The organism is Streptomyces sp. JHA26 (assembly GCF_002005565.1).
Lineage (GTDB): Bacteria > Actinomycetota > Actinomycetes > Streptomycetales > Streptomycetaceae > Streptomyces.
Genome location: NZ_BDJC01000010.1, coordinates 37,731 through 57,938 on the forward strand (window position 1 = coordinate 37,731; position 20,208 = coordinate 57,938).

Here is a 20,208-nt window from a genome sequence, read left to right on the forward strand (position 1 = left end):
GATATAGACATATCCAGGCATGCCGAGGTCATCTTTTACTGCAAGGCGCACCCTATCGGCCATGTTCCAGCTCACCGACGCTGCCGTGCTCAGTGACGACCTGCGGCAGCTGCGCCGCACCCTGCACCGCCGACCCGAGGTCGGCCTGCACCTGCCACAGACCCAACAGGCCGTGCTGGCCGCCCTCGACGGGCTCGGCCTGGAGATCACCACCGGCACGGCTCTCAGCTCGGTCGTCGCCGTGACGCGAGGCAGCCGACGCGGCCCCGCGGTCCTGCTGCGCGCCGACATGGATGCTCTTCCCGTGACCGAAGCCACCGGACTGCCGTACGCCTCCCGCCGCCCCGGAGTCATGCACGCCTGCGGGCACGACCTGCACACCGCAGCCCTGGTCGGCGCCGCCAAGCTCCTCACCGCACGCCGGACGGAACTGGCGGGCGACGTGGTGTTCATGTTCCAGCCCGGAGAGGAGGGCTGTGACGGCGCCCGTCTCATGATCGAAGAAGGCGTGCTGGACGCGGCGGGAGAGCGCGTCGTGGCCGCATACGGCCTCCACGTCATCGCCAACACGCTTCCCGTCGGCATCGTGGCCACCCGTCCCGGCACCGTCCTCGCCGGCTCGGACGGCTTCGACATCACCGTCACCGGCCGGGGCGGCCACGGCTCGTCACCGCACACTGCCGCCGACCCGGTCACCGCCGCCTGCGAGATGGTGACCTCCCTTCAGACGATGATCACCCGCACGGTCAACGCCCTGGACCCGGCCGTTCTCACGATCGGCTCGCTGCACGCCGGAGAAGCACGCAACGTCATCCCGGAGACCGCCGTACTCCGCGCGACGGTGCGCACCTTCTCCGAAGCCACCCGTGCCACGGTGCGGCAGGGCGTGCTGCGCACGGTGCGGGGTATCGCGGACGCACACGGCGTCGAAGCCACCGTCGACTACCAGGACGGCTACCCGGTGACCGTGAACGACCCGGCAGAGACCGCCTTCGCCACCGCGGTGGCCGCGGAACTGCTCGGAGCGGACCGCAGCCTCACCGCACCCCGTCCGATCCCTGGCTCGGAGGACTTCTCCTTCGTCCTCCAGCAGGTGCCCGGCGCCTACCTGGGGGTGGGCGCCTGCCCCGCCGGCCAGGACCCGGCCACGGCTCCGATGAACCACTCACCGCACGCCGTCTACGACGACGGGGTACTGCCCGCCGCGGCGGCGCTGCTGGCCACACTCGCCGCCCGCCGCCTGGAGCGGCCGGCGCAGACCGCTGCCGCCGGCCCCGCCGGCGTGGCCGCCGGCGCGGCGACCGCGGTGAAGGCATGACCGGCACCGCAGCGCCGCACAAGGCCGTCGGTACCGCTCCCGGCGCGTCGGTGACGGCGGTCGTCGGACTGCTCGTGCTGTTCGAGGCGATGAGCGGCATCACCCAGATGGGCATCACCCCGCTCCTGCCCGAACTCGCCACCGCATATGGCCTCGACGACTCCGCCGTCAACTGGATCGGGGCGGTCCAACTGCTTGCGGCGACCGTCTGCGTGCCCCTCTTCGGACGCCTCGGGGACCTGTACGGCCACCGCCGTATGCTGCGCGTGGCGCTGGCCTGCGTGGCGGCGGGCTCCCTGCTCGTGGCGCTCGCGCCGGATCCGGCACTGCTGTGGACCGGACGGGCGCTGCAGGGACCGCTCGCCGCGCTCCTGCCGCTGGAGATCGCCCTCGTCAGGGACCGGCTGTCGGTGCCCGACGCCCGCCGGGCCATCGCCCGGCTGGTCGGCGCGCTCACCGTCGGAGGACTGCTCGGCACAGTTCTGATGGGTGCGCTGGTCAGCGCCTTCGGAGATGTCCGCGTCGCACTCCTGGTCCCGGCCGGGCTCGCCGCGGTGTGTCTCGCGTTGTCGTTCGTCGCAGTCCCCGAGTCCAGCACAGCGGTCGGGGCACGGATGGACTGGGCCGGTTTCGCGCTGCTCGCGCTCGGCGCGACCGCTCTGCTCGCCGGCATCTCCACCCTGGAGCAGGGCGGCGGTGCGGGGCCCGTGGTCGTCGGCCCGCTGGCACTGGGGGTCGCGCTGCTCGCGGTGGGAGTACGGGTGGAACTGCGTCGACCCGATCCCCTGGTCGACGTGCAGTCACTGGTTGACCGGCGAGTGGGCCCGTTCTATCTTGCGGCGGCGGGGTTCGGCGTCGTCTACTTCGCCGCCCAGGCCCCGGACACCACGTTCTTGGCCGCCGACCCACGTGCCGCGGGCTACGGCTTCGGGATGTCCTCGGGGCAGATCTCCTTGGTGCTGCTGCCTGCCATTGTCGCCGCCGTCGCCGGCTCGGCCGTTACCGTGCCACTGGCTCGCCGCATCGGCTACCGCTCTGCGTTGGCCGGCGCGTTCGGGCTGGTCGCAGTGAGCTTCCTGGCGCTGGCCGCCCGCCACGGCACCGTGGGCGAGATTGTGGTGATCAAGGTCCTCACCGGTCTGGGGCTCGGCATCGCTTTGAGCGCCATGCCCACCGTGATCGTCGAGGCCGCCGACCGGTCCCGCAGCGGAGTGGCGACGGCTCTGTACAACGACGTGAAGACCTTCGGCGGGGCGCTCGCCGGCGGCCTCATGGCAGCTGTGCTGGCCACGTCCTCCCATGACGCCCCGACGCCGGACTCTGCACCCGCAGAGACCGCCTACGTAGTGGTGTGGACACTCTGCGCACTATGCGCCGCAGCCGGCGCCGGCGCGGCCCTGCTGGCCCGTCGGGTGGAGGAGGCGGACACTCTTCCTGGTTCGAGTGGCGCTCCCACACGCCGAAACACCGAAGATCGGGAGACGAGCCGCCGGCCCCCCGTGCGGCAGAGGAGGCCCTGGTGAGGTCGTTGCAGGTCGGGAAAGAGCGTCGCGGCCGGTTCGGGATGCGTGTGCGAGCCGGCGATGCCCGGATCCGTCCTTCGAGACACTTCGGTCGTACGGGGCTGCAAGGACGAGCACGTGAGAGCCTCCCCAGGGTGGGTGCCCGCAGGCACGGTCCGGCAACGACCACGAGCAGCGGCGAAGCAGGTGCTGGTGTGCGCCCGGACGCCGCCCGAGCAAATCAGGCACCCGAGAGAGTTACAGGCACACGGACCGCTCAGGAGCGCCGACCGCATCATGCGCGCCGACGCGTTCGACCTCACGCCGAAGCCGCACCGGCACGCTCCGGTGCGGCTTCGACGTCTCACGGATCCGGGCAGAGACCCCGCCATGACGGACCGCGGCGGGGCCTCGCCATATCACCCGCGTATCACACAGCCATCACCAACTGGGTAGACGCTCTCGGACCGAGAGGCTCCGACCTGCACTTTCATGCCCACGGGAGACTGGAACAGACGCCCCTGGACGGTCTCTACAACCTGTGCCAGGTGGTACCCAGTGAGGGACCCAGGATCAGGACCGGGGCGTCTTCCGGCCCGTCGAAGCGGTATTGCAGGGTGTTCGGGGGTGTCTCACTCACGCCCCAGACCTTCTCACGTCTCACGGACGTCCCTATAACGTGGGGCGCTGGAAACCGGTCTGACCAGGTGGAAGACCGCGCGTGCGGCATACCGCCTGAGGCATCGGACGATCTCGCGTCGGGTCTTGCCCTCCTGGATGCGGCGTTCGTAGTACTCCTGGGTGCGTGGGTGGTGGCGCAGGCGGGTGAAGACGATGCGGTGCAGGGCGGCGTTGGCCTGGCGGTCGCCGCCGACCCGACGAGTACTCGACGGGGCTGGCTCCGCAAAGCGCAGCAAAGGATGCCTCGGTGTTCAGCCACTCGGGGATGTCTCCCCTGGTGATCAGCAGGGTGACGGCGCTGTCCGGGCCGATGCCCACCGGCACGAGCAGCTGCGGCGCGTGGTGCTCGACGAGCCGGAGGCGTTGGTTCAGCTCGTTGATCTGTCCGGTGAGCTGTTCGATGCGCTCGGCGAGCATGCGCAACGTCGGTAGCGGGCCGGCCGCCGAGCAACTGGACATGGCGCTGCGCCTCGCGTTCTTCCGCGACAGCCGCTGCATCTCGCTGCACCACGAGATCCTCGACATCGCCTCCGGCTGCGACCGGGTGGACACCGACGCGCTGGCCTAGGCTCTCGACACGGGGAGCGCGCGGGGCGATGATGCGCGACTACCGGGAGCACCGTGACGAGGTCCAGGGCAGCCCGCACTTCTTCCTCCCGGACGGCTCGGACGTCCACAACCCGGGCATCGGCCTGCGCTGGGAGGGTGATCCCGGCGCAGGTTGTCCCGTGGTCGAGGACGACGATCCTGGAGCCCACGACGCGCTCGTCCGCCGTGCGCCGGCATGACGCCTCGTCCCGGCCACGAAGTCGTCGTGCGTGGCGTCCTCGTCGGCCGCAGTCGTCGGATCAGCCTTATCGTTCCCATGACCTGCATGAAGGCGGTGGAGACGGGGCAGACGGTGGTCCTGCGACGGGGAGAATGCCATGACGATGACGGAACAGCCGGCCGAGCAGGCGGCGGAGGAGACCGCTCGCTGCGCACACCACGACGGCCACGGCCCGGGGCCGGGTGCCGAGGCGCCGGAGTCCCCGCGTGAGCGGGTCAACCGCCGCTGGAACGAGGTCCTGCAGGAGACGCGGGTCACCCAGACCGGTGTACAGATCCTCTTCGGCTTCCTGCTGAGCGTGGCCTTCACCCCGCTGTTCCGGGAACTGGGGACGGTGGACCACGTCATCTACGTCATCACCGTGGTCCTGGGCGCGTCGGCCACGGGATCTCTGATAGCACCCGTCTCCATCCACCGTTTCCTGTCCGGCCAGCGCATGAAGGACGAGGTGGTGGAGGCAGCCTGCCGCCTGATGATGTGCGGCATGGTCCTGCTCGCGCTGACCATCGGCTGCACGCTGCTGCTCATCCTGCGTTTCGTGGTCCCCGGTGTCCTCGCCGAAGTGCTCGTCGGCGGGGTCATGCTGTGGTTCGGCCTCTGCTGGTACGTGCTGCCGCTGCGCCTGCGCCGCCGCGCCGCCCGGCGCTCCCCCACCGACGACGCGTAGGCGCCCGGGGCGCGAGGCGGGCAGGGCGTCGTGACCGGACGCCGGAGCGACGGGCGACACGGTCCGCCTCAGGTGCGCGGCCTGAAGGCCAGCGGGTTGCGCTGACTCTCATGGTGGATGACGATCCCGGCATCAGCGGGCCGGTCCTGTCCGAAAGAAGCGGACTTGACGTCCACTCAGGGGCTTGGCGACTGAGTCCTGATTCCCTCGGTAAGGGCCCGTCGGCCCTTACCGGTGCGCCGGGTGGGTGTGGTTGCCAGGACTGTCGCGGGGTCGGGCCTGCCGCCGTCACCAGGGGAGTGCGCCGGCGCGGTCGGTCACCGTGCCGGTGGGCGTGTCGGGCCCCAGGGTGGCGATACGCACCGCCGCCTCCGCGCCCTCCTCGACGCTCTGCCCGATGTGGCCGGTGAACTCGGTCGCGGTCTGGCCGGGGTCCACCGCGTTGAAGCGGACGTCGGGGATCGTCCTGGCGTACTGCATGGTCAGCATGGTGACCGCGCTCTTCGACGAGCCGTAGGCGGCGAGCGGATACTGCGACTCGACCCGCTCCGGGTCGTGGGTCAGCGTGAACGACCCCAGACCGCTGGTGACGTTGACGACGGACGGGGCAGTTGCCTCACGCAGCAGGGGCAGGAACGCGTGCGTGACGCGCACCAGGCCGAAGACGTTGGTTTCGTAGACGTGGCGGATCTGGTCGGCCGTCATGTCCTCGGGCGTGGTCACTTCGCCGAGGATCCCGGCGTTGTTGACGAGGATGTCCAGGTGGCCCGCCCGAGCGCGCAGCGTCTCGACCGCCGCGCCGACCGACGCGTCGTCGGTCACGTCCAGCTGGACGAAGCCGGCGCCGAGCCGGTCGGCGGCCTTGCGTCCGTTCCCGGCGTCCCGGGCTCCGATCCAGACCGTCTGGCCCGCCTGGACGAGTCGGCGCGCGATCTCGTGGCCGAGGCCCCTGTTGCCGCCGGTGATCAATGTGGTGGTCACGTCGTGTCTCTCCTGTGCGTGTCGTCAAAGCGGGTGCTCCCGGAAAGCGGTCACCGGGAGCACCCGAGGGATCGGTTCCGCGGCGGTGTGCTCCGTCGGCGTCGACGCCGACGTCGGCGGGCGTCCTGCTCTAGTGGGCGGGGCGGAACGGACGCAGCAGGCGGATGCCGTCCTCGATGGATCCGTCGATCAGTTCGAGCATCTGCGGGACGAGTTCCCGCATCCGGGGCGCGGCGAGGTGTGCGTCGAGGTGGGCGCGTGTCTCCCAGCGTTCGTAGATGACGAACTCGCCGGGCCTGCCCTCGACTTCGTGGGCCTCGTAGTCGATGTTGCCGGGGTCGTTGCGCGAGGGGGTGACGGCGGCGGTGATGAACGCCTTGAGGTCGGCCTCCCTGCCGGCCTTCGCCTTCGCGTCCCACACGACGGTCACGTAGCCGGCGGGTGTTGCGGTCATGGTGATTCCTCTTCAGTTCAGTGCCAACGGACTGTGGGCCGGTACCGGGCCGGTGTCAGCTCTCGATGAAGTCGAGGAGGTCGGCGTTGACGGTGTCGGCGTTCACGGTGCACATGCCGTGCGACAGTCCCGGGTAGACCTTCAGGCGCGCGTTCTTGACCAACGTGACCGCGATCTCGGCGGAGTCGGCGATCGGGACGATCTGGTCGTCGTCGCCGTGCAGGATGAGCGTGGGCACGTCGATCGCCCGGAGATCGTCGGTGAAGTCGGTCTCCGAGAACGCCTTGATCCCCTCGTAGTGCGCCTGCGCGCTGCCGGTCATTCCCTGGCGCCACCAGTTCTGGATGACACCCTGGGAGATGTCCGCGCCCGGGCGGTTGAACCCGTAGAACGGCCCGGAGGCGAGGTCGAGGTAGAACTGGGACCGGTTGGTGGCCACGGCCTCGCGGAAGCCGTCGAAGACCTCGACCGGCAGCCCTCCCCGGTTCGATTCGGTCTGGACCATGAGCGGTGGGACCGCTCCGACGAGGACGGCCTTGGCGACCCGCCCGGCACCGTGCCTGGCGACGTACCGGGCGACCTCCCCACCACCGGTGGAGTGGCCGACGTGGACGACGTCACGCAGGCCGAGGTGCGCCACCACGGCGGCGGCGTCCGCCGCGTAGTGGTCCATGTCGTGCCCGTGGCCGACCTGGGCGGAGCGCCCGTGCCCGCGGCGGTCGTGGGCGATGACACGGTAGCCGTGCCGGACGAGGAACAGCAGCTGGGCGTCCCAGTCGTCCGAGCTCAGCGGCCAGCCGTGGTGGAACATGACCGGCCGGCCCGAGCCCCAGTCCTTGTAGAAGATGTCGGTTCCGTCGCCGGCGGTGACGAACGGCATGGTCTGCTCCTCGTGGTCGCGCCCGGGTACCGGGCGGATTCGATGTCTCCACGAGAATGGCTCGGCCGCCGTGCCGACAGCCTCCGTCAGCTGACTGACATCCGGCCGACCGCTCGCCTACGTCAGTACCGGGGCAGTGCCGGGACCCGGCCGGCAGCTCTCACAGCCGGCCGGCCGAAGGCTCGGGAGGCAGCGCCTCCAGTGCGTCGCGGAGCTCGGCCCGCGATGTGATCCCCAGCTTCGGGAACACACGGTAGAGATGCGACGACACGGTCCGCGGCGAAAGGAACAGATGCGACGCGATCTGCGGGTTCGACAGCCCCGTCGCCGCCAGCCTGGCGACCTCCAGCTCCTGCGGGGTGAGGGCCTCACCGGCCTTGCCCCGGCCGGTCCGCGTCAAGCCGGTGGCGCGGAGCTCCGCCGCGGCCCGGGCCTCCCACGAAGGGGCCCCGAGTTCCTCGAAGCGGTCGCGGGCGGCGGCCAGCTGCACCCGGGCCTCCCGGTTGAGCCCCTGACGGCGCAGCCTCTCGCCGTAGGCCAGACGAGCATGGCCGACCTCGAAGGGCCACTGCTCGACGCCCGGCAGTGCGAGTGCGTCCTCGAAGCACCGGACCATGTCCTCGGCAGCCGACGTCATCGCCGTGACCGTGGCCGAGCTCAGCGCGAGCCGCGACGAGAGGTGACCGACACCGGCGTCCCGCAGCGCGTCCGCGTGCCGTCGCGCCTCCGCGTGCCGACCCGTGCGCACGGCGGCCTCGACGAGGTCCGGCGCGGACCACACGGCTTCGGGGTTGAACGGCGGCAGCACACCCGGGGCGCAGATCGCTGTGGCGTGCCGGAAGGCTGTCTCGAAGTCGGCGGCGCCGAGGGCCGCCCGGGCCGCCGCCTGGTGGGCGCAGTTCTCCAGCCGCCGCAGTCCCCTGGGCCCTGACCACCCCCAGATGTCCTCGCAGTGGCGGCGGCACGCGTCGAGGTCGCCGCGCTGGGCCGCGGCCATCGCGGCGATGTAGTGCCCCACCTGGGCGAACAAGTGGTATCCCGTCTCTTCGGACAGGGCGATGAGCTCGACCGCGGCGTCGGCCGACGGCTGCCACCGGCCGGTGTGGAGGTCGTCCAGGGCGACGAACATCAGGGCCGGCATGCTCGACCCCACCGCGCCGCCGTCGCGTATGACCCGGGACAGGGCCTCGCGACAGCCCGGAAGCCGGTCGAGGTAGGAGGCGGTCAGGGCGGTGCGGATGACCACGTCGGCGTTGCTCTGGTCCCTCAGCCGCGCGATCTCCTCGTCCAGGTGGCGCAGCATGCCGTCGGTGACGGAGCCGAGGTCGTGGTGGACGCGCCCCAGGGACGCCGCGGCGGCGGGCGCCGCCTCGGGGAACCGGGCGAGCACGTCGACCAGAGGCTGCCAGTGCTCGGGCCGGCCCGAGTACTGGCTGGCGAGCGTGAGGGTGAAGAGCGCGGTCTCCAGCTCGCCGGACGGTGGGCCGGGCGACGTCGGCGCCTGCTCGATCGCCTCCGTCAGCAGCGCGTGGGCGGTGTCGGCGTCTCCTTCCGTGACGAGCACGAGGAAGCCCGCCGTCGCGGCCGCCGAGAGCGACCGGGCCGCCAGATCGCCCTCGACCTCACGCATGATCTCGTGGCTGACTTCGAGATGACCCGCGACCCAGGCGGCGACGTAGGCGGCCTGCGACAGGCGGCGTCTGCGGACCGTCCGGTCGGGGCTCAGCTCGGCCGCGCGCCGCAGCCTCGCGATCGCGCCGTCGGCGTCACCGCGTCGCAGGCTGCTGCGGGCCGCCGACTCCACGACGGCGGCGACCGCCTCGTCGGGCGCCGTCGTGGCTCTCGCGAGGTGGTCACCGCGTCGCTCGGGCTGGTCGCCCAGCGCGTCTGCCAGCCGGCGGTGGGCGCTGCGCCGCTGCTCGCCGGTGGAACCGTCGACCACCGCGGACCTGACCAGCGGGTGCCTGAAGCGCACCGTGCGGCCGTTCTCCGCGACCATGACCAGGTGGTCGCGCTCCGCGGGAGCGAGCTCCTCGAGGCTGCCCGGCCCGCCGGCCTCCTCGAGGATGCCGAGGTCGCCGGAGCCCTCGAGAGCCGCGAGCAGCAGTACCTCGCGCGTTCGGTGCGGCAGTCGCCCGACGCGGGCGCTGTACAGAGCGCGCACGTCCCGTCCCTGCCCGCTCGACCACCCCGTGCCTTGACCGTGCCGGCCACCGGACGCCCCGGCGGACCCGGCGAACTCGAGCAGGGCCAGGGGGTTTCCCTGCGCCTCGTGCGCCAAGGTCGAAAGGACCCGACGGGGGAGGTGGGCGAAGCGCCGGGACAGCAGTCGCAGGGCGTCCGCGTCACCCAGCGGCGCGATCACGAGTTCCGGCAGGCCGGTGGAGCGGAAGGATTCGCCGGACTCCGCTCGCCCTGCTCCGAGCAGCCCGATGCGGCGGCCGCCCAGTCTTCTGGCGACGAAACCCACCGCGGCCCGGCTCGCCCGGTCGACGGCATGAAGGTCGTCGACCACGAGGAGCAACGGCCGCTCCTTCGCGGCCTCGTCGAACAGGGACAGTGCCGCGTTCAGGACGGCGATCCGGCTCGGCGTGGGGCCGGCGCCGAGACCGAGGGCGACCTCGAGGGCCTCCCGCGTGGAACGCGGCAGACGACCGAGCTCGTCCGGCAGCGAGCCGACGAGCTGATGGAGCCCCGCGAAGCTGATGTCCGTCTCGTACTCGACACCGCTGCCGCGGACGACCCGCACTCCCTTCGCCACCGCCAGCTCGGCGGTCGCGTCCAGGAGTGCCGTCTTCCCCACACCCGGATCACCGGTGAGCAGCAGAACAGCTCCGTCCGTCCCGGCCATGTCCAGGAACGCCGCAAGCTCGGCGAGCTCGCCCTCCCGGCCGACCAACCCGGTCGGGCCGACGCCCACGCCTGTCCCTGACTTCGCCCACATCCGCCGCGTCCCTCGTCCTGCCTTGCGAAGCAGTCGAAACACTAGCCACGCACCTGACCAGGAAGTATTGCACCCACCGGCAAACGGAGCCTGAAGCCATCTGCTTCGCCTACACCCGCGGCTCCCGAACGAAGATCATGCAGAACGCCCGTCGGGCGCCGCAGCCCCACCGCAACGACAGCACCAAGGGCGCGCGGATCACCGTGCCGGTCTTCCTGGAGCGAAGAGGCCTGGGAGGCCAAGCTCGCCGCACTACGGTCCTACCGGCGGGCCACAGGCCACCTCGCACGGCGTCAGGACACAGTGGGGCGAGGGCCGGCCAGCCTGCGCAGGGCCCGCACGGCAGGTGATCCGGGGTCGGCCGTCATCAGGACGACCTCCTGGTCGTCCTCGGGCACGAGCAGGACGTCACAGTTCAACCGCAGCGCGCCGGCCTCCGGATGGTCCAGGGTCTTGGTGCGGTGCCCGGGGGCGTGGACCGGATGTGTCTGCCAGATCTGCCGGAACTCCTCACTGCCGTCGTGCAGTTCGGCCAGCAGGGCGGCCAGCTTCGGGTCGTGCGGGTAGCGGTCGGCGGCCCGGCGCAGCCGCGCCACCGCGATGTGTCCGAATTCCTCGGCGCCGGAGCTCTCGTACGTCCGCCCCTGGCCCAGGAAGCGGCGGCGGGCCAGGTTCGTCGTCCCGTCCCCGAGGTCGGCGCCGAGCAGTGCCTGGGCCAGGGGGTTCCAGGCGACGACGTGGTACGCCGCGTCGGTGACGATGGCACCGGTCTCCGGCAGCCGGTCCAGCATCCGGGCCACGTGCGGGCGCACCCGCCGCACGACGCTGGTGCCGGGCGGCGCGCTCGAACCCGCCAGGCGGAACAGGTGGCTGCGCTCGGCCGGCGTGAGCCGCAGCGCGCGGGCCAACGCGTCCAGGATCCGGGCCGACGGCCGCGGTCCCCGGGCCTGCTCCAGCCGCGTGTAGTAGTCGACCGACATGTGGGCGAGCTCCGCCACCTCTTCGCGGCGCAGGCCCGGTGTGCGGCGGGCGGTGCCCGTCTCCGTCAGGCCGACCTCGTGCGGACGCAGGGCCGCCCGGCGGTCCCGCAGGTAGCGGGCCAGCTCCTGCCGTGCCATACCGCCTCCTGTCTCCCCCCACTGCCTGGTACAGACTGTCCCTGGCCGGGCGCCCGCGACCAGGGAAGCGTGGTTGCCATGAACGAACGCACAGCTCTGGTCACCGGTGCCAACAAGGGCATCGGCAAGCATATTGCCCGGCTGCTCGCCGCCGAGGGCCTCACCGTGTACGTGGGCTCCCGCGACCCCGGGCGCGGGCAGCGGGCCGTCGAGGAGATCGGCGCCGGGGCCCGCCTGCTGGTCCTCGACGTGAGTGATCCCGACGGCATCGCACAGGCCGCGGCTCAGGTGGACCGCTTGGACGTGCTGGTCAACAATGCCGGCATCTCGCTGTCACTCGCCCCGCCGGCCGGCACCGGCGTCGAGGAGTTCCGGCGCACGTACGAGACCAATGTGTTCGGGGTGGTGGCGGTGACCAATGCCTTCCTGCCCGCCCTGCGCCGGTCGCCGCGCCCGCGCATCGTCAACATCTCCAGTGGCACCGCGTCGCTGACCTGGAGCGCGAACCCCAACCCCCAGTTCACCCCGGGAAGCGGCGGCGCCGCTGCCTACCGGTCGTCCAAGGCCGCCCTCAACGCCCTCACCGTCTTGTACGCCCAGACGCTGGCCGAGGACGGCTTCAAGGTCAACGCGCTCGCTCCTGGCCTGCGGGCCACTGATCTCACTCCCGGGGCCGCCGCTGCCGGCGGCGACCCGGCCGAGGCCGCCCGAGGTGCCCTCCGTCTGGCCCTGCTGCCGGACGACGGCCCCACCGGTGGCTTCTTCTCCTGGGACGGAACCCCCGTGCCCTGGTGACGGGTCGTGGGAGGCGTCGGGGACGGGTGCCCCAGCGGTGGGTGACCCATGCCCGGCGCATCAGGGTGCGGAGGGCCTGCTGCTCGGGTCCGAGCCGGCCGCAGGCGTACCGGAGGAAGTCGCCCCGGGCCTCGCCGTGCAGGCTGGTGCCCGGTTCGTCGGGCAGGCGTGGGCACCGAACCGGCGGTGCCCACGGCGCGTACGGTCGCGTGGGTCACCGCGTCCGCGCCCCGCCGTGAGGACGTCGTCCGGGGCCGGCGGGTTCGCGGTGCCGAGCGGGTGCGTCCCCGTCGTCGGCGTGAACAGCGTGTCGCCGTCGTTGAGCAGGTGCACCGGGCGCACGGCACGGGCGCCGTCGTACGCCGTGCCGGCCAGGTTCCCGCGGCGGCGAGGGTTCCCTCACAGAACCGGCACCGCGACGCCTTCCTCGCCCGTCCCGCGCTCCGGGCTCGCCCCGAGCGCCGTCAGCGTCACCCCGGCTGCCACCGCCAGCACCGCCACCAGCCCCGCCGCGAGCACCGCCCAGTGACCCAGGAACGTGCAGACGACCACCAGCAGCGCCGTGGCCGGCAGCACCGACTGCTGGGCGATCCCCACCTTGTAGAAGCGCGAGTGCAGCGCCCACACCGTGAGCAGGAACAGCGCTGTCGGCAGCGTCACCGCTGCCGACGCCGACAGCGCCGAAAGGTGCGTCCTGCCCACCGCCTGCTCCACCGCCACCTCCAGGCCGGCCCCGATCGCGGCACCCGAGACGAAGATCAGGTAATGGCCGTAGCCCCAGAGGAAGGACTGCCGGTTGGACCGGAGGTGCCCGTGGATGGGGACCGCGAAGTAGACCCACCAGGCGGCGAAGATGATCAGCAGTCCGCCGGCGGCGATGGGCAGCAACTCACCCAGGGCCTCGTGCTCGTCGATCCCCGACTTCACGGCGACGGTGGCCGCCGCGATGGTCTCGCCGAGCACGATGAGCGTGAGCAGCCCGTACCGTTCGGCGATGTGGCGGGGGTGCCAGGGCGTGGGGTGGGCCCGCTCCGCATACAGCGGTACGGCCATCTCCAGCAACGCCATCACCAGGAAGACCCACGGGCGTCCGGCCTCCGGCAGGGCCAGTAGCCCCAGCCAGCCGATCTGGCACAGCCCGATGGCGTACCGCAGCGCCATCGTCCGCTCGGGGCCCTGGCTCGACCGCGCCACGCGCAGCCACTGCGCCGTCATGGCGAGCCGCATGATCACATAGCCGAGGATGACGACCAGGTACGCGTGTTCCTCGAACGCCTGGGAGACGCCTGCCGTCAGGACGAGCACGCCGGCCATCTGGATCAGCGTGACGATCCGGTACAGCACGTCGTCGTTGTCGTAAGCCGAGGCGAACCACGTGAAGTTCATCCACGCCCACCAGATGGCGAAGAAGATCATCAAGTAGTTGAGGATCCCCTCTCCCGTGTGTCCCTCGACCATGGCGTGCACCAACTGGGCGCCTGCCTGGGCCATGGCCACGATGAAGCACAGGTCGAAGAAGAGCTCCAGTGAGGAGACGCCGCGGCGGGTCTCGTCGCGGCCTCGCGCCGTGAGCCTGCGTAGTGGTCTGTGGTGTGCGGGCGCCGCGGAGCACACCGGCGGCGGAGCCGGGCTGCTTGTCATCTGGTGAGCCAAGCTCCGAAACGCCGCTGCAGTCGGGGATTGATCTGCCAGACCATCGCTGCTGCCGCCGCCGGGACGAGTACAGCGAGTCGCACCGGCAGGTACAGATCCTCCAGAACAGGATTCGTGACCAGGCCCAGCAGGACGATGGTGGGGTAGATACCGCACACGGTGAGGAGCCACAGCTTCCAACGCCGGACGGCGGCCGGAACGGCGGGGCCGAGCCGGGGTTCGGCGTTCGCGGACGCGTTCCGGCTCTGCTCTCGGAGCGTGTGCCGGATGCCTGTCACCGCCGGTGGGCTTGGCGGTCCGGGATCGTCGGCACCGTAGGCATCGGAAACAGTTCTCTCGTTCATGGACCACTCCACATCGAAATGCTGCGTATCGTTTTGATTCCATCGGTCCCTGCGCGACCGAGCAGCGGCAGCAGTTGCCGGGTGGGCAGCACAGGGTTCAGATGGCTCACCGCCGGCCGCTGGGTATCCGTCTGCCGGCACGCCTCCGCCCGGCGCCCGGGTGGGCGCCGGGCCAGGTGACGATCTGGTCAGTGAGCGGACTGCGTGTGGTCCTGCTCCACGTACACCTTGAGGGCCTGGAACTCCTCGATCGCTCGCGGGCCGCACAGGTAGCCGTAACCGCTGCCCTTGACGCCGCCCTCCTCGAAGTCCTCGCTGATGGCGCCCCAGGTGTTGATCCATACGGTGCCGGTGCGGATGCGCCGGGCGATCCGGCGGGCCTTCATCGAGTCCGCGCTGAACACCGAGGCGGCCAGACCGTAGATGGTGGCGTTCGCCTTGTCCACGGCGTCGTCCTCGTCGTCGAAGATCTCGAACGTCTGGACCGGACCGAAGACCTCCTCCTGCACGATGCGGACGTCGGTGCGGTCCACCTCGATCAGGCTCGGCCGGTAGAACGCCCCGGCGGCCAGCGGGCCGTCGGTGACCACACCGCCGCGCAGCAGCACCGTGCCGTACGAGGCGGCTTCCTCGACGATCGCGTCCACCCGCTGGGCGGACGCCCGGTCGATCACCGGGCCGAGCTGGGCCTTCTCGTCGTCGCCCGACCCGAGCCGCACCTGCGCGAGGGCGTTGGTGAGCCGGGTGCGCACCTGGTCGGCGATGTCCCGGTGAACCAGCACACGGGAGCCGGTGCAGCAGAACTGCCCGTTCATCAGCACCAGCGACTGCACGACGGTCGGGATCACCATGTCCAGATCGGCGTCGGGAAGGATCACCATCGGCGCCTTGCCGCCCAGTTCCAGACCGAGCCGCTTGAGCGTGGTGGAGGCCGCGGCCGCGATACGGCGCCCGACCGGCGTGCTGCCGGTGTAGTTGATCACGGCGACCTTGTCCGAGGAGACCAGGAACGGGGCCCCGGTGTTGCCGGACTCGGTGAACACGCTGACCACACCCGCCGGGATCTCCGGGACCGAGGCCAGGACCTGCGCGAAAAGCTCATTGGTCAGCGCCGTCTGAGCCGGAAGCTTGACCACGACGGTGCAGCCGGCGGCCAGCGCCGGGCCCAGTGCCCGCACGGTCAGCATGACGGGAGAGTTCCAGGGAGAAATGATCCCGGCGACACCGAGCGGCTCGGGCACCGAGTGGGTGTACTGGCCGGGTGCCGTCTCGGCGGCGCGTCCGGCGGTCTGGGTGCGCGCAGAGGCCGCCGCGTACCGCAGCCACCCGACCGCACCGCTGACCTCCCACGTGGTCTCCCCCAGCAGCTTGCCGTTCTCCCGGGACAGCATGGCCGCGACCTCGGGCACCCGGGCCTCGAGGGCGTCGGCCAGTCGGCTGAGCGCGGTCGCCCGGAGCGAGGGAGTGCGCGCCCATTCGGTGGTCTCGAACGCGGCGGCGGCGGCGTCCACGGCGGCCGAGGCCTCCGCCTCGCCACCGTCGTAGAACGAGCCGACGACGGTGCCGTCGGCCGGGTTGATCGATTCCAGGACCGAACCGGAGCCGGTCCACTCTCCGTTGATCCAGTGCTGCGCGATGGTGTTCATGGTCCGCTCCTCGTGGTCCCGCCCGGCTGCCGGGCGGTTTCGATGTCTCCACGAGAATGGCTCGGCCGCCGTGGCGACAGCCTCCGTCAGCTGACTGACATCCGGCCGACGGCTCGCCTACGTCAGTACCGGGGCAGTGCTGAGACCCGACCGGTGGCCCTCGGTGGACGTTGAGTCCGCTTCCGGTGGCGGCCTCGTCCGGGTTGGGTGAGGAAGCCTTGGCGGGTGAGGTGGTCGGCGAGCGCGGTGAGTTCGGCGGCGTCGCGGCCGAGGCGCTTCATCTCGTACACGGTAAAGATGACGCGGCAGTGCGGGGCGTGGGCCTGACCTCCCGCGCCGTACGAGCGCCTCCTCGAACTGGGTCCTCCGCGGACGCGGGTGCTGATCTCCTCGCTGAAGATCTTGTTCCTCGGGATGCCGTGGCCCGCAAGGCGTCGAGCTGGGCGTCGTCGTCCTGCCCGAGGGCGGAGCAAGGGGCGCGGGTGGTGCCGTCTCCTACGCCGGCCTCCGCGCCGGTTCCCGTGACCGTCACGGACTCATGGCAGGGCGAGCCCTCCACGGTCCGCGCACGCGTGGAACTCGTCCACGGTCAGCGTCGGACGCGCAGGGCTTGGCGGCATGGGGAAGGACAGTCCGGCCCCGCACACCTCGATGATCTTTGGGGCGGGGTCTCGTCGCAGCCGTGTGTCTCGTGGAGGCGGGCCCGGAGAACGTCACTCGATGTGGGTCGTTGCCCTACCTGCCGGGTCGTGTCGGCGGTTGGGTGCGGACAACAACTTTGTTCGAGAAGCAGCGCCGAGCATGCGGCCCGAAGAAGGGAGTGTCTTGTCGCATACTCGGCGCTGACCGGCAGAGTTACGCCGTCGTGGCTGCCGTCTCGGTGGCTTCGACTGCGGACTTGAAGTCAGGGTGGACCCCGATTTGATCAAGCCACACGCTCATCAAGTTGTAGCAGTTGAACCTTTCGATCTTTCCGTCACGGAGGTACCAGAGGTCCGCCGCCGGCACGTCGATCCGGTTCCCGGTCGGTGGGATCTCGCCGACCGGAGTCGGAAACCCTCCGAGATGCGTGCCCTGGATCCGCAACTCGACGGCGACGACATCACCGAACGCATGCACCTCGAGCAGCTCACGGTGTACATCGGGGAACGAGCGGGCGAGGCCCGCGATCACCTGAGGAATCTGCTCTCCGCGGAAGCTCTGCGAGGTCGACATGTCGTTGAACGACCCGTCCTCGGTGAACAGGGCCAGGAAACCGTCACCGTCGAGAACGTTCCCTTCCGCGAGCCGGTAAGCCTCGCGAATGATCTTTTCGTTGCTTTCCATCCCTGTTCTCCTTTGATTTCGCAACGCGCTCACGGTCCGCGCTTGCCCTTGGTTGACCCTTCCCGACTGTCGTAACGATAATTGTTACGTCAGATTGTCGCAACCTTCACTGTTGCGACTGCGCTGTCGTAACATGGAGCGTTGCGACCGGAGGAGGGATCATGAGCGCCAACAGCAGGCTGACCATTGCTGCCCACGCGCTGGCCTGGATCGGTCTCTACCAGCGCCAGGGCCACGAGGTCGCCACCTCCGAGCAGATCGCAGCCAGCGCGAACACCAACCCCGTGGTGATCAGACGGCTGCTCGGCGAGCTGCGCGGGGCCGGGCTCGTGGAGTCCCGGCGGGGCGCGGGCGCGGGCTGGTCGCTGGCGCGCGAGCTGGGGTCGATGACCTTGCTCGACGTGTACGAGGCAGTGGAACCCGGCCCGCTGTTCGCGATGCACCGCACCGTCCCGGACCAGGGATGCGTGGTGGGTCACGGCATCCAGCCGGCAATGCGGGGCATCTACCAGGACATCGAGGAGACCCTGAGACACGAACTGGCCCGCGTCACGCTCGAGAAGGTACTCGGGGACGTACTCGCGGCACCTCGCCAGCCTCTCTGATCAACTGGGCGACCCCGTGCGAACCGTAGGGTTCGGCGTGGGTTCCGCCCACCGGGGCGGGGTGTTGACGATACCGAGCGTGGTCGCGTCCAGGTCGATGTCCGACCACCGCAGGCCGCGGACCTCCGCCGGACGAAGCCCCCTCAGGGACAGCAGCAGCCTGGACAACCGCCCCGAGACGACTTCCCCGCTGCACGCACACCGTTGTGACCAGCGGTCAGGCACGAGGGCTGTCGTCCGGCGGGCGGGCCGGGCAGGTCTGATACGGCTTCCCGCCGCGAACCGCCGTGCCTCAACCAGGCCGTCCGAGCAGGCGAGTCCGACGGTGGCCGGACTGCTGACGCACCAGCCGCTCGCCGTACCCGGCCCACTCGAGAACGGGCAACGTGGAGACGTTGCAGCCACGGCGCGAACCCGCAGCAGGTGGCGCTGCTGATGACCGTGAGGCCGGGCGGCCTCGTCGACCGTCCGGCGCGAGCGCGTTATCGCCGCGTGGGGTCGTAACGCGCCCAGCCCTCGTCGAGAAGCCGGAACCCGATCTCCACGGCCGACTCCGGATCGGCCTGGCGGGCCATGAGAGGGATCTGGAGTGCGAACCGCGCGTAGAAGCGGATCTCCATGCTCGGCTCGGCGAGCCCGGATTCCTCGGTGAGCACGGCGATCAGAGCGTCCTCGTGACGCAGCCACATCCTCTCGGCGTACTCGACCAGGGACGGCGTGCCTTCCACGAGGGTCAGGATCCGGTTCATGGGCTCGGTCCGCAGCAGGGCGATCTCGGCGAGGCAGTGCGCCTTCAGCGCCTCGGAGACCGTCGTCCCCGGTGCTCGGCCGCTGACCGCCGCGACGAGCCGGTCCCGCTGCTCGCCCTCCGCGCTGAAGACCAGCGCCTCCTTGCGCGGGAAGTGCGCGAAGACCGTCTTGGGCGTCACATCGGCCTTGTCCGCGATCTCTCGCACCGTCACCGCGTCGAAACCACGCTCGAGGAAGAGCGTGGTCGCCGCATCCAGGATCGCGGTCCGGGTCGCCGTCTTCTTCCGCTCGCGTCGCCCCACGGGCGCGTCGTTCACCATACCCAAACCCTAACCCTGAGGTATCACTACACCGAGTGGAAAAGTAAATCGGGTATAGTAAGAATCCGAGTGGAGCTACCGGCTTCGTCGGAGCCGCCTGATCGCCGGGCCGGTGATCTTCCTGTTCGGGGAGTTCATCGCCGCCATGGCGTGGACCGATTCCGCCCACAGCAAAGGACAACGGACATGACCGACAACAGCATCGGCACCCGGACCGCAGACGCGGACGCGTCGGGCTGGGTGCGCACCTGGGGTGCCTCGCCGCAGGCGCCGGACAACTCCGTCACCCGCGTCGATCCCTTCGCCGACGCCACGCTGCGCCAGATCGTGCGCGTCAGCGGCGGCGGCAGCCGTATGCGGATCCGCCTCAGCAACGAGTACGGGACCGCGCCCCTGACGGTCGGCGCGGCGCGGGTCGCCGTGACCGACTCCGACCACCTGATCCAGGACGGCAGCAGCCGGGCGGTGACCTTCAACGGCAGTCCGACCGCCACGATCCCCGCCGGAGCGCCGATACTCAGCGACCCCGTCGACCTGCCGGTGCCGGCGCTGTCGCAACTGGCGATCAGTGTCCACCTGCCCGGCCGGGTCGAGGCCGCCACCTGCCACGGAACCTTCCACGCGCTCGGCTGGATCACCCCGGGCGACGCGACCGCGGCGTCTTCACTCCCCGCTGACGCGGTCCCGCTGCCCGCCCAGGCGTTCATCTCGGCCGTGGAGGTGCTGCCCGACCGGCCGGGACACGCGATCGCCGTCCTCGGCGACTCCCGCGTCGACGGCATCGGTTCCACGCCGGGCGCCGACCGGCGCTGGACCGACGTCCTGGCCGAACGCCTGGTCAGGCGCGACGGGACGACGCGGTACGTGGTCAGCCAGGGCATCGGCGGCAACCGAATGCTCAACGACGGGATCGGCACCTCCACTCTGGCCCGCTTCGACCGGGACGCCCTCGCCACACCGGGCCTGGGCCACGTGGTGATCGCGGTCGGCGGCGACCTGGTGTTCTCCTTCGCCCCCGACACCGAGGAGAACGCCGAACTGCTCGCCATGTTCGGCGGCGAGCCCGTCACCGTGGAGGACATCGTCGCCGCCCACCTTCAGCTCGCCGCCCGGGCCCGGGCGCACGGCGTGAAGGTGCATGCCGCCACCATCGCCCCCTACGGCGGTTCGGAGATGTACTCGGCCGACGGTGACGCGGCACGCGGACAGGTCAACGCGTGGATCCGTACCAGCGGTGTGTTCGACGGAGTCCTGGACTTCGACGCCGTCTGGCGTGACCCCGCCGACCCCTCCCGCATCCGCGCCGACTTCCACATGGGCGACCACCTGCACGGCAGCGACGCCGGATACGACGCCCTCGCGCGCTCGGTCGACCTGGCGCTCTTCGACTGAACC

Annotated in this window: 19 protein-coding genes; 8 read left to right on the forward strand and 11 right to left on the reverse strand. The window is 70.8% G+C overall.

All coding sequences use genetic code 11. The features are described 5' to 3' along the window. The first annotated feature begins 61 nt into the window (after positions 1-61). Positions 62-1,318: a M20 family metallopeptidase gene (locus JHAT_RS08640; protein WP_077797470.1), complete on the forward strand. Its 1,257-nt coding sequence runs from the start codon at positions 62-64 to the stop codon at positions 1,316-1,318. Next, a complete protein-coding gene (locus tag JHAT_RS08645; protein WP_077797471.1) occupies positions 1,315-2,841 on the forward strand; it encodes an MFS transporter in 1,527 nt (508 codons plus the stop codon). The genes JHAT_RS08640 and JHAT_RS08645 overlap by 4 nt, the downstream gene beginning before the upstream one ends. Before the next feature lie 651 nt (positions 2,842-3,492). On the opposite strand, the gene JHAT_RS08650 is transcribed toward JHAT_RS08645, so the two are convergent. Beyond that, on the reverse strand, positions 3,493-3,825 hold the full coding sequence (locus JHAT_RS08650) for a transposase (protein WP_253195451.1): 333 nt from the start codon (positions 3,823-3,825) through the stop codon (positions 3,493-3,495). Between the two features lie 91 nt (positions 3,826-3,916). On the opposite strand from JHAT_RS08650, the gene JHAT_RS34965 reads away from it, so the two are divergent. The 3 genes from JHAT_RS34965 (at position 3,917) to JHAT_RS08660 (ending at position 4,997) form a co-directional block, all read left to right on the forward strand. Beyond that, positions 3,917-4,069 carry a hypothetical protein gene (locus JHAT_RS34965; RefSeq protein WP_216353428.1) on the forward strand — a complete coding sequence of 51 codons (153 nt, stop codon included), beginning with the start codon at positions 3,917-3,919 and terminating at the stop codon, positions 4,067-4,069. A 28-nt stretch (positions 4,070-4,097) separates the two neighbouring features. Then, positions 4,098-4,289: a hypothetical protein gene (locus JHAT_RS34970; protein ID WP_077797472.1), complete on the forward strand. Its 192-nt coding sequence runs from the start codon at positions 4,098-4,100 to the stop codon at positions 4,287-4,289. 138 nt (positions 4,290-4,427) lie between these two features. Further along, positions 4,428-4,997, forward strand: a complete 570-nt coding sequence (locus tag JHAT_RS08660; protein ID WP_077797473.1) for a DUF6328 family protein — start codon at positions 4,428-4,430, stop codon at positions 4,995-4,997. A 288-nt stretch (positions 4,998-5,285) separates the two neighbouring features. On the opposite strand, the gene JHAT_RS08665 is transcribed toward JHAT_RS08660, so the two are convergent. The 5 genes from JHAT_RS08665 to JHAT_RS08685 form a co-directional block, all read right to left on the reverse strand. Next, positions 5,286-5,978, reverse strand: a complete 693-nt coding sequence (locus JHAT_RS08665) for an SDR family NAD(P)-dependent oxidoreductase (RefSeq protein ID WP_077797474.1) — start codon at positions 5,976-5,978, stop codon at positions 5,286-5,288. Between the two features lie 130 nt (positions 5,979-6,108). Beyond that, on the reverse strand, positions 6,109-6,432 hold the full coding sequence (locus JHAT_RS08670; RefSeq protein ID WP_077797475.1) for a putative quinol monooxygenase: 324 nt from the start codon (positions 6,430-6,432) through the stop codon (positions 6,109-6,111). Between the two features lie 55 nt (positions 6,433-6,487). Then, positions 6,488-7,312, reverse strand: a complete 825-nt coding sequence (locus tag JHAT_RS08675) for an alpha/beta fold hydrolase (RefSeq protein WP_077797476.1) — start codon at positions 7,310-7,312, stop codon at positions 6,488-6,490. A gap of 160 nt (positions 7,313-7,472) precedes the next feature. Then, positions 7,473-10,232, reverse strand: coding sequence for an AAA family ATPase (locus JHAT_RS08680; RefSeq protein WP_253195446.1), 2,760 nt, complete (start codon positions 10,230-10,232; stop codon positions 7,473-7,475). A gap of 317 nt (positions 10,233-10,549) precedes the next feature. Beyond that, positions 10,550-11,374 carry a helix-turn-helix transcriptional regulator gene (locus JHAT_RS08685; RefSeq protein ID WP_077797478.1) on the reverse strand — a complete coding sequence of 275 codons (825 nt, stop codon included), beginning with the start codon at positions 11,372-11,374 and terminating at the stop codon, positions 10,550-10,552. A 78-nt stretch (positions 11,375-11,452) separates the two neighbouring features. On the opposite strand from JHAT_RS08685, the gene JHAT_RS08690 reads away from it, so the two are divergent. Beyond that, positions 11,453-12,169, forward strand: a complete 717-nt coding sequence (locus JHAT_RS08690; protein WP_077797479.1) for an SDR family oxidoreductase — start codon at positions 11,453-11,455, stop codon at positions 12,167-12,169. A gap of 399 nt (positions 12,170-12,568) precedes the next feature. Here JHAT_RS08690 and JHAT_RS08700 read toward each other — a convergent pair whose 3' ends face one another. The 4 genes from JHAT_RS08700 to JHAT_RS08720 all read right to left on the reverse strand — a co-directional run bounded on the left by JHAT_RS08700 (position 12,569) and on the right by JHAT_RS08720 (position 17,138). After that, positions 12,569-13,810 carry a low temperature requirement protein A gene (locus JHAT_RS08700; RefSeq protein ID WP_077797481.1) on the reverse strand — a complete coding sequence of 414 codons (1,242 nt, stop codon included), beginning with the start codon at positions 13,808-13,810 and terminating at the stop codon, positions 12,569-12,571. Continuing rightward, positions 13,807-14,166, reverse strand: a complete 360-nt coding sequence (locus JHAT_RS08705) for a hypothetical protein (RefSeq protein ID WP_077797563.1) — start codon at positions 14,164-14,166, stop codon at positions 13,807-13,809. The genes JHAT_RS08700 and JHAT_RS08705 overlap by 4 nt, the downstream gene beginning before the upstream one ends. 188 nt (positions 14,167-14,354) lie before the next feature. Beyond that, on the reverse strand, positions 14,355-15,812 hold the full coding sequence (locus tag JHAT_RS08710) for an aldehyde dehydrogenase family protein (protein WP_171990807.1): 1,458 nt from the start codon (positions 15,810-15,812) through the stop codon (positions 14,355-14,357). Between the two features lie 855 nt (positions 15,813-16,667). Continuing rightward, the gene (locus JHAT_RS08720; RefSeq protein ID WP_077797483.1) at positions 16,668-17,138 is read right to left on the reverse strand and encodes a nuclear transport factor 2 family protein; all 471 of its coding nucleotides are present in this window, start codon (positions 17,136-17,138) and stop codon (positions 16,668-16,670) included. Positions 17,139-17,299: 161 nt separating this feature from the next. Between JHAT_RS08720 and JHAT_RS08725 the strand changes: the two genes are divergently transcribed. Next, complete coding sequence (locus JHAT_RS08725; RefSeq protein WP_077797484.1) at positions 17,300-17,743, forward strand: Rrf2 family transcriptional regulator; 444 nt, start codon at positions 17,300-17,302, stop codon at positions 17,741-17,743. Between the two features lie 482 nt (positions 17,744-18,225). Here the strand turns inward: JHAT_RS08725 and JHAT_RS08730 are convergent, their stop codons facing one another. Beyond that, complete coding sequence (locus JHAT_RS08730; protein WP_077797485.1) at positions 18,226-18,813, reverse strand: TetR/AcrR family transcriptional regulator; 588 nt, start codon at positions 18,811-18,813, stop codon at positions 18,226-18,228. A gap of 186 nt (positions 18,814-18,999) precedes the next feature. Between JHAT_RS08730 and JHAT_RS08735 the strand changes: the two genes are divergently transcribed. Next, positions 19,000-20,205 carry an SGNH/GDSL hydrolase family protein gene (locus JHAT_RS08735; protein WP_077797486.1) on the forward strand — a complete coding sequence of 402 codons (1,206 nt, stop codon included), beginning with the start codon at positions 19,000-19,002 and terminating at the stop codon, positions 20,203-20,205. The last annotated feature ends 3 nt before the right edge of the window (positions 20,206-20,208 follow it).

Bases quoted from the DNA above. Each gene is read 5' to 3' on its own strand.
- JHAT_RS08640 (WP_077797470.1), top strand. From the start codon at position 62: ATGTTCCAGCTCACCGACGCTGCCGTGCTCAGTGACGACCTGCGGCAG.
- JHAT_RS08645 (WP_077797471.1), top strand. From the start codon at position 1,315: ATGACCGGCACCGCAGCGCCGCACAAGGCCGTCGGTACCGCTCCCGGC.
- JHAT_RS34965 (WP_216353428.1), top strand. From the start codon at position 3,917: ATGCGCAACGTCGGTAGCGGGCCGGCCGCCGAGCAACTGGACATGGCG.
- JHAT_RS34970 (WP_077797472.1), top strand. From the start codon at position 4,098: ATGATGCGCGACTACCGGGAGCACCGTGACGAGGTCCAGGGCAGCCCG.
- JHAT_RS08660 (WP_077797473.1), top strand. From the start codon at position 4,428: ATGACGATGACGGAACAGCCGGCCGAGCAGGCGGCGGAGGAGACCGCT.
- JHAT_RS08670 (WP_077797475.1), bottom strand. From the start codon at position 6,432: ATGACCGCAACACCCGCCGGCTACGTGACCGTCGTGTGGGACGCGAAG.
- JHAT_RS08675 (WP_077797476.1), bottom strand. From the start codon at position 7,312: ATGCCGTTCGTCACCGCCGGCGACGGAACCGACATCTTCTACAAGGAC.
- JHAT_RS08685 (WP_077797478.1), bottom strand. From the start codon at position 11,374: ATGGCACGGCAGGAGCTGGCCCGCTACCTGCGGGACCGCCGGGCGGCC.
- JHAT_RS08690 (WP_077797479.1), top strand. From the start codon at position 11,453: ATGAACGAACGCACAGCTCTGGTCACCGGTGCCAACAAGGGCATCGGC.
- JHAT_RS08700 (WP_077797481.1), bottom strand. From the start codon at position 13,810: ATGACAAGCAGCCCGGCTCCGCCGCCGGTGTGCTCCGCGGCGCCCGCA.
- JHAT_RS08705 (WP_077797563.1), bottom strand. From the start codon at position 14,166: ATGAACGAGAGAACTGTTTCCGATGCCTACGGTGCCGACGATCCCGGA.
- JHAT_RS08710 (WP_171990807.1), bottom strand. From the start codon at position 15,812: ATGAACACCATCGCGCAGCACTGGATCAACGGAGAGTGGACCGGCTCC.
- JHAT_RS08720 (WP_077797483.1), bottom strand. From the start codon at position 17,138: ATGGAAAGCAACGAAAAGATCATTCGCGAGGCTTACCGGCTCGCGGAA.
- JHAT_RS08725 (WP_077797484.1), top strand. From the start codon at position 17,300: ATGAGCGCCAACAGCAGGCTGACCATTGCTGCCCACGCGCTGGCCTGG.
- JHAT_RS08730 (WP_077797485.1), bottom strand. From the start codon at position 18,813: ATGGTGAACGACGCGCCCGTGGGGCGACGCGAGCGGAAGAAGACGGCG.
- JHAT_RS08735 (WP_077797486.1), top strand. From the start codon at position 19,000: ATGACCGACAACAGCATCGGCACCCGGACCGCAGACGCGGACGCGTCG.